Genomic DNA, 12,072 nt, shown 5'->3' on the forward strand with positions numbered 1-12,072 from the left:
GGGCGGAGCCCCGGGTGTTGTTTGCCTCTTGACCGACCGAGTCGGGCGGGTGGGTGGGCAAAAACCCGTAGCCCGGCCTACGCCAACAACCCCCGCAACGGAAACACCGCCCGCCGCGTAGCCAACACCGCCTGATCCAACCGATCCGCAGGGTCGTACCCCGCCTCCCACTCCCCCCAAGACACCGGCCACCGCCCATCACTCATCCGCACCGGCGCCAACTGCCGAGTCCGCCCGAACACCTCCGCCCGCCAACTCTCCGGAATCACCGTCTCCGGAGCCACCTCCCGCCCCGCCACGATCCCCACCAGATGCGCCCACGACCGCGGCACGACCTCCACCACCGCGTACCCACCCCCACCCAACGCGACCCACTTCCCCCCGGCGTACTCATGAGCCAACTCATGACACGCCACCTGCACAGCCCGCTGCGCATCCAGCGACACCGCCAAATGGGCCAACGGATCCTCGAAGTGCGTATCGGCCCCATGCTGAGTCACCAGCACATCCGGCCGGAAATCAGCGATCAGCTCCGGCACGACCGCATGAAACGCCCGCAACCACCCCGCATCCCCGGTCCCCGCCGGCAACGCCACATTGACCGCAGACCCCTCCCCGGCCCCCGCCCCGGTCTCCTCCGGCCACCCGGTCTGCGGAAACAACGTACGAGGATGCTCGTGCAGCGAGATCGTCAGCACCCGCGGGTCCTCCCAGAACGCGGCCTGCACCCCGTCCCCGTGATGCACGTCCACATCCACATAGGCGACCCGCTCAGCCCCCAACTCCAACAATCGGGCAATGGCCAACGACGCGTCGTTGTAGATACAGAACCCCGACGCACTCCCCGGCATCGCATGATGCAGCCCACCCGCGAAGTTCACCGCGTGCAGCGCGTCCCCCCGCCACACCGCCTCCGCGGCCCCCACCGACAGCCCGGCGATGACCGACGACACCTCATGCATCCCGGCGAACGCGGGATCATCCATCGTCCCCAGCCCATACCCCTGATCCGCCGCCGCGGGATCCGCCGAGGCCGCCTTCACGGCCTCGACGTAGTCCGCCCGGTGCACCAGCCGCAAGGTCGACTCCCCCGCCGGCCTGGCCCGGACGACCTCCATCTCCCGGTCGAGCCCCAGGGCACCGACCAACTTCCGGGTCAGCTCCAGCCGTACCGGATCCATCGGATGCTCGGGACCGAAGTCATAGCCCGTTACTGCCTCGTCCCACATCAGCTGTGCGCGGCCGCTCATGCCCGTCACCGTATCGGTCCGGTTGAGCGACGAACGACCTGGCGTACACCAACGTCACCAGCACCAACACCATCGGCACCACCATCGCCCCCCGATAGCTCCACGCGTCCCCCAGCGCCCCCACCAACGGCGACCCCACCAGGAACCCGACGTAGTTGAAGACGTTCAGCCGAGCGATGGCCGCATCCGACGCCCCCGGGAACAGCCGCCCCGCCGCCGCGAAGGTCTGCGGCACCAGCACACACAGCCCCAGCCCCACCAGCGTGAACCCGCCCATCCCCACCCAGGCCCCCGGCGCCACCGCCACCACGGCGAACCCGGCCGCCGCCACCAGCGCCCCCAGCCGCACCACGGCCGCAGCCCCGAACCGCCGTACCCCGAGGTCCCCGATGGCCCGCCCGACCAGCGTGGTCACCATGTACACGTTGTACGGCACGGTCGCGAGCTGCTCACTGCTCCCGAGCACGTCCGTCAGATACTTCGCACTCCAGTTGGAGACCGTCGAGTCCCCGATGTAGGCGAAGGACATCACCAGGCACAACGGCAGCAGCACCCGGAAGACCACACCCCCACCACCGGCCTTCACGTCCTCGACGCCCCCGGCCCCGACCTCCCCGCCGCCCCCGTCGACGTACCACCGACTCCCCACCAGCGCCGCCGGCAACAGCACCGCCACCACCGGCAGATACGACAGCCAGAGCGCCAGATGCCAGTGCGCCCCCACCCACGCCAGCGAGGCCCCCACGATCCCCCCGAGGCTGTACGCCGCGTGGAAGCTCAGCATGATGCTGCGCCCGTACGTCCGCTGCAGACTCACCCCGAGCATGTTCATCGAGGCGTCGAGCGCCCCCACGGCGAGCCCGAAGACGGCCAGGGCGAGCGCCAGCGCGGCCATCGCGTCCCCCGACCCCACCCCGACCAGCGCCAGCAGCACCACGGGCTGCGACCACCGCAACAGCCGACTGGCCGGCACCCGCTTCACCAGCTGCTCGGTGGTCACGCTCCCCACCCCGGCCAGCACCGGGACGGCCGCCAGGAAGACCGGCAACAGCCCGTCCGAGACGCCGTACCGGTCCTGGATCGCCGGAATCCGCGTCACGAGCAGAGCGAACGCGGCCCCCTGCGCGAAAAAGCTGAACGCCAAAGAGGCCCTACCGCGCCGCAGCACTTCTGTCATGGCGGCGAGCGTAGGGCCCCGGCGTACTCGTGGGTAGATCCAGCCAAAGATGAATTCTCCTCAGCTTTACCGCGCGGTACCGAGCAGAGCCGAAACACCCTGTCCCCGCACCTGCGCCTCCGGCTCCCCCTCGGGCTCGACGGCCGCCCCGGCAGCGATCTCCTCGCCGATCATCCCCACCATCGGCCCGGCAGCCAGCCCACCGCTCACCACGATCCCGGTCGCGATCGCCGCGACCATCACCACGGACCCCAGCCACACCATGGTGTCCACGGGCACCGTGTAGGCGCCCACGACCCGCACCACGCACTCCGCGAGCAGGACGACACCCCACACCACCGAGTAGCCCCGCTCGGCCCGCAGGAAGGCCGCGGAGCGGGCCGAGCCGCCCGACAGCAGCCGCTCCCAGGCGGCTTCCCGGTCCGCCTTGCCCTTCACCAGGAACGGCTTGAGCCCGGCCGTCATCATCGGCTTCCCCAGCCACACGGACACGAGGATCCCGATACCGACCGTGCTGCTGACCGCGCTGTCCTTGGCGAGCATCAGCCGCGGGTCGCCGGCGACGAAGCTGAGCAGCAGCCCGACGACGTTCACCACGAGGATCAGCCCGGCGAGCCCGTTGGCCTTGCGCTCCTTGACCACGCTCCACACCGTCCGGACCGCCGGCCCGACGCTGCTCAAGGCGAGCGCGGCGAACGTGCTCATCCCGAACGCGTTCTTGAACAGGTAGTACGACCCGATCGGCACCGCCACGTCCATGAGGAGCGGAGCGAAGGCGTTCGGCTTCTTCTGACCCTGGGGAACCGTGTTCGTCGTCATGCCCCTAGCTTCGCCGCCGGGCGGGGTCCGCCAGTAGAAACGATCGTAAGCAACTCAGCATGACAAATGTCAGGCCAGCAGCCCCGCCAACTCCTCCATGCGGGAGAAGAGTTGGGTGGCACCGGCGAGCTTCGCGGCCGGCGTCATCGCGGTGAACCCGACCACGTCCATCCCAGCGGCCAGGGCCGCCTGCACCCCCAGCGGAGAGTCCTCCACCACCACACACCGCCCCGGAGCCACCCCCATCCGCTCGGCGGCGTACAGGAAGAGGTCCGGCGCCGGCTTCCCCTTGCCCACGTCCTGCGAGCTGAAGATCCGCTGCTCGTCGAACCATCGATCGAGCCCGGTCGTCCGATGCCCCACCCGGATCCGCTCATGGCTCCCGGAGGACGCCACGCAGTACGGCACCTCGCCAGCCGCCAGCTTCTCCAGTACGTCCACGACCCCGCCCACGGCCTGCAACTCCCGCTCGAACGCGGCGAACACCCTGCCGTGGAAGACATCGTCGAACTCCGCCGGCAGCCGCTCCCCCGTCCGCTCCTCGACCAGGTCGTGCACCCGGTGCATCGCGGACCCCATGTAGTCCCGGATGGAGTCCTCGTAGGAGGTGGGGTACCCGAGCTCGGTGAGATATGCGGCCAGCAGCCGGTTGGAGATGGGCTCACTGTCCACCAGGACACCATCGTTGTCGAAGATCACCAGGTCATAGCGCATACAAGAGACCCTAAACGCAGAAAACCCCCGCACCATACGGTGCGGGGGTCTCCCGGAATGATTGTTCGGCGGTGTCCTACTCTCCCACAGGGTCCCCCCTGCAGTACCATCGGCGCTGTAAGGCTTAGCTTCCGGGTTCGGAATGTAACCGGGCGTTTCCCTCACGCTATGACCACCGAAACACTATGAAACTGTCAGCCGCACCGTATGTGGCCATACGGGGCCGTTCGTGGTTTCAGAACCAACACAGTGGACGCGAGCAACTGAGGACAAGCCCTCGGCCTATTAGTACCGGTCACCTCCACACATTACTGTGCTTCCAGATCCGGCCTATCAACCCAGTCGTCTACTGGGAGCCTTACCCCATCAAGTGGGTGGGAGTCCTCATCTCGAAGCAGGCTTCCCGCTTAGATGCTTTCAGCGGTTATCCCTCCCGAACGTAGCCAACCAGCCATGCCCTTGGCAGAACAACTGGCACACCAGAGGTTCGTCCGTCCCGGTCCTCTCGTACTAGGGACAGCCCTTCTCAAGACTCCTACGCGCACAGCGGATAGGGACCGAACTGTCTCACGACGTTCTAAACCCAGCTCGCGTACCGCTTTAATGGGCGAACAGCCCAACCCTTGGGACCGACTCCAGCCCCAGGATGCGACGAGCCGACATCGAGGTGCCAAACCATCCCGTCGATATGGACTCTTGGGGAAGATCAGCCTGTTATCCCCGGGGTACCTTTTATCCGTTGAGCGACGGCGCTTCCACAAGCCACCGCCGGATCACTAGTCCCGACTTTCGTCCCTGCTCGACCCGTCGGTCTCACAGTCAAGCTCCCTTGTGCACTTACACTCAACACCTGATTGCCAACCAGGCTGAGGGAACCTTTGGGCGCCTCCGTTACCCTTTAGGAGGCAACCGCCCCAGTTAAACTACCCATCAGACACTGTCCCTGATCCGGATCACGGACCCAGGTTAGACATCCAGCACGACCAGAGTGGTATTTCAACGACGACTCCACCTGAACTGGCGTCCAAGCTTCACAGTCTCCCACCTATCCTACACAAGCCGAACCGAACACCAATATCAAACTGTAGTAAAGGTCCCGGGGTCTTTCCGTCCTGCTGCGCGAAACGAGCATCTTTACTCGTAGTGCAATTTCACCGGGCCTATGGTTGAGACAGTCGAGAAGTCGTTACGCCATTCGTGCAGGTCGGAACTTACCCGACAAGGAATTTCGCTACCTTAGGATGGTTATAGTTACCACCGCCGTTTACTGGCGCTTAAGTTCTCAGCTTCGCCGAGACGAATCTCGACTAACCGGTCCCCTTAACGTTCCAGCACCGGGCAGGCGTCAGTCCGTATACATCGCCTTACGGCTTCGCACGGACCTGTGTTTTTAGTAAACAGTCGCTTCTCGCTGGTCTCTGCGGCCACCCCCAGCTCACCGTGTAAAACGGATCACCAGGTGTGGCCCCCCTTCTCCCGAAGTTACGGGGGCATTTTGCCGAGTTCCTTAACCATAGTTCACCCGAACGCCTCGGTATTCTCTACCTGACCACCTGAGTCGGTTTAGGGTACGGGCCGCCATGAAACTCGCTAGAGGCTTTTCTCGACAGCATAGGATCATCCACTTCACCACAATCGGCTCGGCATCAGGTCTCAGCCTCATGTGCGACGGATTTACCTACCGCACGGCCTACACCCTTACCCCGGGACAACCACCGCCCGGGCTGGACTACCTTCCTGCGTCACCCCATCACTCACCTACTACAAGTCTGGTCCGTCGGCTCCACCACTCCCCTTTGCCCGAAGGCTCCGGGGCGGCTTCACGGACTTAGCATCGCCTGGTTCGATGTTTGACGCTTCACAGCGGGTACCGGAATATCAACCGGTTATCCATCGACTACGCCTGTCGGCCTCGCCTTAGGTCCCGACTTACCCTGGGCAGATCAGCTTGACCCAGGAACCCTTAGTCAATCGGCGCACACGTTTCTCACGTGTGAATCGCTACTCATGCCTGCATTCTCACTCGTCAACCGTCCACAACTACCTTCCGGTGCTGCTTCACCCGGCAGACGACGCTCCCCTACCCATCACAGCACCCGTTGGGGCTATAAGCTGCAATGACACGACTTCGGCGGTACGCTTGAGCCCCGCTACATTGTCGGCGCGGAATCACTAGACCAGTGAGCTATTACGCACTCTTTCAAGGGTGGCTGCTTCTAAGCCAACCTCCTGGTTGTCTCTGCGACTCCACATCCTTTCCCACTTAGCGTACGCTTAGGGGCCTTAGTCGATGCTCTGGGCTGTTTCCCTCTCGACCATGGAGCTTATCCCCCACAGTCTCACTGCCGTGCTCTCACTTACCGGCATTCGGAGTTTGGCTAAGGTCAGTAACCCGGTAGGGCCCATCGCCTATCCAGTGCTCTACCTCCGGCAAGAAACACACGACGCTGCACCTAAATGCATTTCGGGGAGAACCAGCTATCACGGAGTTTGATTGGCCTTTCACCCCTAACCACAGGTCATCCCCCAGGTTTTCAACCCTGGTGGGTTCGGTCCTCCACGAAGTCTTACCTCCGCTTCAACCTGCCCATGGCTAGATCACTCCGCTTCGGGTCTTGAGCGTGCTACTGAAACGCCCTATTCGGACTCGCTTTCGCTACGGCTACCCCACCCGGGTTAACCTCGCAACACACCGCAAACTCGCAGGCTCATTCTTCAAAAGGCACGCAGTCACGAGGTAGGAACAAGTTCCTACCCGACGCTCCCACGGCTTGTAGGCACACGGTTTCAGGTACTATTTCACTCCCCTCCCGGGGTACTTTTCACCATTCCCTCACGGTACTATCCGCTATCGGTCACCAGGGAATATTTAGGCTTAGCGGGTGGTCCCGCCAGATTCACACGGGATTTCTCGGGCCCCGTGCTACTTGGGTGTTTCTCAAGCGAGCCGTACAGATTTCAGCTACGGGGGTCTTACCCTCTACGCCGGACCTTTCGCATGTCCTTCGCCTATCCATACGGTTTCTGACTCGCCGACCAGCCGGCAGACTGATCAAGAGAAATCCCACAACCCCGTATGCGCAACCCCTGCCGGGTCTCACACGCATACGGTTTGGCCTCATCCGGTTTCGCTCGCCACTACTCCCGGAATCACGGTTGTTTTCTCTTCCTGAGGGTACTGAGATGTTTCACTTCCCCTCGTTCCCTCCACACTGCCTATGTGTTCAGCAGCGGGTGACAGCCCATGACGACTGCCGGGTTTCCCCATTCGGAAACCCCCGGATCAAAGTCTGGTTGACGACTCCCCGGGGACTATCGTGGCCTCCCACGTCCTTCATCGGTTCCTGGTGCCAAGGCATCCACCGTGCGCCCTTAAAAACTTGGCCACAGATGCTCGCGTCCACTGTGCAGTTCTCAAACAACGACCAGCCACCCGTCACACACCAGAACTCTGATGCTTCACCGGGGCCGGCATCCGAGGGTTCATTCCCTCAGACACCCAACAGCGTGCCCGACACTCTCGCCCCTCCATCTCGCGTTCCACGCCGAAGCAGTACTAGCGACCAGAGCAGGTCAAGTGTGCCGAATAATCAACGTTCCACCCATGAGCAACCAGCATCAGACGTTCGCTGATGTACTGGCCTCTGGACCGCCTAGGCGGCCTAGAAGTGCTCCTTAGAAAGGAGGTGATCCAGCCGCACCTTCCGGTACGGCTACCTTGTTACGACTTCGTCCCAATCGCCAGTCCCACCTTCGACAGCTCCCTCCCACAAGGGGTTGGGCCACCGGCTTCGGGTGTTACCGACTTTCGTGACGTGACGGGCGGTGTGTACAAGGCCCGGGAACGTATTCACCGCAGCAATGCTGATCTGCGATTACTAGCAACTCCGACTTCATGGGGTCGAGTTGCAGACCCCAATCCGAACTGAGACAGGCTTTTTGAGATTCGCTCCACCTCACGGTTTCGCAGCTCTTTGTACCTGCCATTGTAGCACGTGTGCAGCCCAAGACATAAGGGGCATGATGACTTGACGTCGTCCCCACCTTCCTCCGAGTTGACCCCGGCGGTCTCCTGTGAGTCCCCATCACCCCGAAGGGCATGCTGGCAACACAGGACAAGGGTTGCGCTCGTTGCGGGACTTAACCCAACATCTCACGACACGAGCTGACGACAGCCATGCACCACCTGTACACCGACCACAAGGGGGCGACCATCTCTGGCCGTTTCCGGTGTATGTCAAGCCTTGGTAAGGTTCTTCGCGTTGCGTCGAATTAAGCCACATGCTCCGCTGCTTGTGCGGGCCCCCGTCAATTCCTTTGAGTTTTAGCCTTGCGGCCGTACTCCCCAGGCGGGGAACTTAATGCGTTAGCTGCGGCACCGACGACGTGGAATGTCGCCAACACCTAGTTCCCACCGTTTACGGCGTGGACTACCAGGGTATCTAATCCTGTTCGCTCCCCACGCTTTCGCTCCTCAGCGTCAGTAATGGCCCAGAGATCCGCCTTCGCCACCGGTGTTCCTCCTGATATCTGCGCATTTCACCGCTACACCAGGAATTCCGATCTCCCCTACCACACTCTAGCTAGCCCGTATCGAATGCAGACCCGGGGTTAAGCCCCGGGCTTTCACACCCGACGTGACAAGCCGCCTACGAGCTCTTTACGCCCAATAATTCCGGACAACGCTTGCGCCCTACGTATTACCGCGGCTGCTGGCACGTAGTTAGCCGGCGCTTCTTCTGCAGGTACCGTCACTTTCGCTTCTTCCCTGCTGAAAGAGGTTTACAACCCGAAGGCCGTCATCCCTCACGCGGCGTCGCTGCATCAGGCTTTCGCCCATTGTGCAATATTCCCCACTGCTGCCTCCCGTAGGAGTCTGGGCCGTGTCTCAGTCCCAGTGTGGCCGGTCGCCCTCTCAGGCCGGCTACCCGTCGTCGCCTTGGTGAGCCGTTACCTCACCAACAAGCTGATAGGCCGCGGGCTCATCCTTCACCGCCGGAGCTTTCGACCCTCACAGATGCCTGCGAGAGTGATATCCGGTATTAGACCCCGTTTCCAGGGCTTGTCCCAGAGTGAAGGGCAGATTGCCCACGTGTTACTCACCCGTTCGCCACTAATCCACCCCGAAGGGCTTCATCGTTCGACTTGCATGTGTTAAGCACGCCGCCAGCGTTCGTCCTGAGCCAGGATCAAACTCTCCGTGAATGTTTTCCCGTAATCGGGATGAACACCACGAGAGCGGAACCAGGAGGAGGAATAGTCCTCCCGGCTCACAGCGTCCTCGCTGTGTTTTTTCAAAGGAACCTCATCCTCGGCTATCACTGCCGGGGACGGGGTATCAACTAATCTGGCGTTGATTTTTGGCACGCTGTTGAGTTCTCAAGGAACGAAAGCTTCCTTTGTACTCACCCGACTCTCTCGGGCTTTCCTCCGGGCTTCCCTTCGGTCTTGCGTTTCCGACTCTATCAGATCTTTTCTCGATCCGATTTCCTCGGTGCTTTCCAGGTACCCGCTTTTGTTTCGCGGTTTCCTTTCCGGCAGTTCCGACTCTATCAGATCCTTTCGGCGTCTGATTCCCAGTCAGCGGGGGGGTTGTCTTCCCGGCCCTTCGGCCGTTCCGACGAGTGAGACTTTAGCGGATTCCCCGCTCCCGAAGCCAATCGGGGGCTGCGTCCTTTCGAACGCGGATTCCTCATTTCGCGAATACGCACGCCAATGACACGACGGCAGACGAATCGACTGCTCGCCGAGAGTGGTTGGTACTTGCGGAATGGCTGTCCGGGGACCGACCGGAGTCGGCGCTCACGTCGGACAACTCGGAGAACACTACGTATCGGGCCGGGGTGTGTCAACCCACGTCCACGGGTCCCCCGAGGGCGTACCGTGGACGACGTGACTACGACTACGCGTACGTGCACCCAGCTCTGGTGGGCCGCCTGACGGCGGCCGTACCCACGTATGCGTACAACGGCCGCCGCCTCGGCGGCCGTTCTCGTATCTCCTTCCGGGAGTCCTGAGGGTCGGCCGGCCGGGACGGCGGCCCCGACCAGGGGAAACCCAGGAGAAGGAGTGGAGATGACGAGGGTCTTCAGCGGGATCAAGCCGACCGGGCATCTGACGTTGGGGAACTACCTGGGGGCCATGCGGCAGTGGGTCCAGGTCGACCAGCACCGCTCGGACGCGCTGTTCTGCGTGGTCGATCTGCACGCGCTGACCGTGGACCACGATCCGGCGCGGGTGCGTCGGCTGAGTCGGCAGGCCGCGACGCTGCTGCTGGCGGCGGGGCTGGATCCCCGGCTGTGCACCCTCTTCGTACAGAGCCATGTCGACGAGCATGCGCGGCTGTCGTATCTGCTGGAGTGCGTGGCCACCGACGGCGAGATGCGGCGGATGATCCAGTACAAGGTGAAGGCCGCGCGGGAGCGGGAGCGCGGGGGAAGCGTGCGGCTGTCGCTGCTGACGTATCCGGTGCTGATGGCGGCGGACATCCTGGCGTACGGGACCGACGAGGTGCCGGTGGGGGACGACCAGGCGCAGCACGTGGAGCTGGCGCGGGATCTGGCAGTGCGGTTCAACCAGCGGTACGGGCACACGTTCGTGGTACCGAAGGCGACGCTGCCGGCGGTGGCCGCGCGGGTGATGAACCTGCAGCAGCCGGGGTCGAAGATGGGGAAGAGCGACGACTTCGGGCCGGGGATCGTCTATCTGCTCGACGAGCCGGATGTGGTGCGGAAGAAGATCATGCGGGCCGTCACGGACAGCGGGCGGGAGGTCGTGTACGACCGGGTGGGGCGGCCGGGGGTCGCGAATCTGCTCGAGATCCTCGCTGCTTGTACGGGCGGGAACCCCGAGGACCTCGCGGCCGTTCATCAGTCGTACGGCACTTTGAAGACGGCCGCGGCGGAAGCCGTGGTCGAGGTGTTGCGGCCGGTGCGGGCTCGGCACAAGGAGTTGTGTGCGGATCCCGCCTATGTCGAGGGGGTGCTCCGGGATGGGGCGAATAAGGCGCGGGAGCGGGCGCGTCCGGTAGTGGACGCGGCTTATCGCGCGATCGGGTTGCTGCCGCCGGCGAGTGAGGCGGAGTCCGTCGCGGGTGGGGTGCTGAACGCGGCTCGGTAGGCGCGTGGGCTGGTGGCGAGGCGCGAGGCGAAGTGCTGGCGCATCGTGACCTCGCTGCCGAAGCCCGCGCGGCGGGCGACCTCGGGCATGGGGAGGTCGGTGCGTTCGAGGAGTTTCTGGGCTGCGGCGACGCGCTGGTCGAGGAGCCAGCGCAGGGGGGTGGTTCCGGTGGCGGCGGTGAAGTGGCGGGCGAAGCTGCGGGGGGACATACCCGCGTGAGCCGCCAGGTCGGCGACGGTCAGTGGTTCGTGCAGGTGGCGCAGGGCGTGTTCGCGTACGGCGGCGAGGGTGTCGGCGTCGCGGTCGGCGGGCGCGGTGGGGTGCTCGATGAACTGTGCCTGACTGCCGGTGCGAAAGGGGGCGGTGACCATCGAGCGGGCGATGGTGGCGGCCGCTTCGGCGCCGTGGGAGCGGCGGACCAGGTGCAGGCAGAGGTCGATGCCGGCTGCCGTTCCTGCGGCGGTCCAGATGTTGTCGTGCTCGATGAAGAGGGCGTCGGGGACGACGGTGACCTGGGGGTGGTGGGTGCGCAGGAGGTCGATGAGGTTCCAGTGGGTGATCGCTCGGCGGCCGTCGAGGAGGCCGGCCTGGGCGAGGGTGAAGGCTCCGCCGCAGAGTGCGGCGAGGGTGGTGCCGCGGGAGTGGGCGCGGCGGAGTGCGTCGAGGACGGGGGTGGGTGCGGGAGTGAGGTGGTCGTCGAGGCCGGGGACGAGGATCAGGTCGGCGCGGGTGAGCCAGGTGAGGGTGCGGTCGGGGTGCAGGGCGAGTCCGCCGCGCATCGGGACGGGGGTGGTGTCGAGGGCGACGCGGCGCAGGTCGAAGGCGGGGGCGCCGCGGTCGGTGCGGTCGGCGCCCCAGACCTCGGTGATGACGGAGACGTCGAAGGCGCGGATACCGGGGAAGGCTACGAGGGCGACGCGGTAGGCGGGGGCCATGTCTGGCAGTAAACCATCGATCGCTGACTTTTGGACCTCTGGGGTGGTGTCGGTGCCG

6 protein-coding genes and 3 rRNA genes are annotated in these 12,072 nt (G+C 64.0%); 1 reads left to right on the forward strand and 8 read right to left on the reverse strand.

Features of this window, described 5'->3' with window-relative positions; translation table 11 throughout:
- Positions 1–77: 77 nt before the first annotated feature.
- The 7 genes from OG852_RS20930 to OG852_RS20960 form a co-directional block, all read right to left on the reverse strand.
- Positions 78–1,250 carry an acetoin utilization protein AcuC gene (locus OG852_RS20930; protein ID WP_330348660.1) on the reverse strand — a complete coding sequence of 391 codons (1,173 nt, stop codon included), beginning with the start codon at positions 1,248–1,250 and terminating at the stop codon, positions 78–80.
- Entirely contained in the window at positions 1,201–2,427 is a 1,227-nt protein-coding gene (locus OG852_RS20935) for an MFS transporter (RefSeq protein WP_133917857.1), read from the reverse strand. Before OG852_RS20935 ends, OG852_RS20930 begins: the two co-directional genes overlap by 50 nt.
- 66 nt (positions 2,428–2,493) lie before the next feature.
- Positions 2,494–3,246, reverse strand: a complete 753-nt coding sequence (locus OG852_RS20940) for a VC0807 family protein (protein WP_330348661.1) — start codon at positions 3,244–3,246, stop codon at positions 2,494–2,496.
- A 69-nt stretch (positions 3,247–3,315) separates the two neighbouring features.
- Positions 3,316–3,960, reverse strand: coding sequence for an HAD family hydrolase (locus tag OG852_RS20945; protein ID WP_330348662.1), 645 nt, complete (start codon positions 3,958–3,960; stop codon positions 3,316–3,318).
- A gap of 63 nt (positions 3,961–4,023) precedes the next feature.
- Positions 4,024–4,140, reverse strand: a 5S ribosomal RNA gene (gene rrf, locus OG852_RS20950).
- 85 nt (positions 4,141–4,225) lie between these two features.
- Positions 4,226–7,346, reverse strand: a 23S ribosomal RNA gene (locus OG852_RS20955).
- A 293-nt stretch (positions 7,347–7,639) separates the two neighbouring features.
- Positions 7,640–9,165, reverse strand: a 16S ribosomal RNA gene (locus OG852_RS20960).
- Together the 16S, 23S and 5S rRNA genes form the textbook arrangement of a ribosomal RNA operon.
- An 870-nt stretch (positions 9,166–10,035) precedes the next feature.
- Here OG852_RS20960 and trpS point away from each other — a divergent pair.
- Positions 10,036–11,079 carry a tryptophan--tRNA ligase gene (gene trpS, locus OG852_RS20965; RefSeq protein ID WP_330348663.1) on the forward strand — a complete coding sequence of 348 codons (1,044 nt, stop codon included), beginning with the start codon at positions 10,036–10,038 and terminating at the stop codon, positions 11,077–11,079.
- Here trpS and OG852_RS20970 read toward each other — a convergent pair.
- Positions 11,001–12,014, reverse strand: a complete 1,014-nt coding sequence (locus tag OG852_RS20970) for a GlxA family transcriptional regulator (RefSeq protein WP_330348664.1) — start codon at positions 12,012–12,014, stop codon at positions 11,001–11,003. The two genes, trpS and OG852_RS20970, sit on opposite strands and share 79 nt — an antisense overlap.
- Positions 12,015–12,072: the final 58 nt, after the last annotated feature.

It is taken from the genome of Streptomyces sp. NBC_00582 (genome assembly GCF_036345155.1).
In the GTDB taxonomy this organism is placed as follows: Bacteria; Actinomycetota; Actinomycetes; order Streptomycetales; family Streptomycetaceae; genus Streptomyces.

Bases quoted from the DNA above. Each gene is read 5' to 3' on its own strand.
- OG852_RS20930 (WP_330348660.1), bottom strand. From the start codon at position 1,250: ATGAGCGGCCGCGCACAGCTGATGTGGGACGAGGCAGTAACGGGCTAT.
- OG852_RS20935 (WP_133917857.1), bottom strand. From the start codon at position 2,427: ATGACAGAAGTGCTGCGGCGCGGTAGGGCCTCTTTGGCGTTCAGCTTT.
- OG852_RS20940 (WP_330348661.1), bottom strand. From the start codon at position 3,246: ATGACGACGAACACGGTTCCCCAGGGTCAGAAGAAGCCGAACGCCTTC.
- OG852_RS20945 (WP_330348662.1), bottom strand. From the start codon at position 3,960: ATGCGCTATGACCTGGTGATCTTCGACAACGATGGTGTCCTGGTGGAC.
- trpS (WP_330348663.1), top strand. From the start codon at position 10,036: ATGACGAGGGTCTTCAGCGGGATCAAGCCGACCGGGCATCTGACGTTG.
- OG852_RS20970 (WP_330348664.1), bottom strand. From the start codon at position 12,014: ATGGCCCCCGCCTACCGCGTCGCCCTCGTAGCCTTCCCCGGTATCCGC.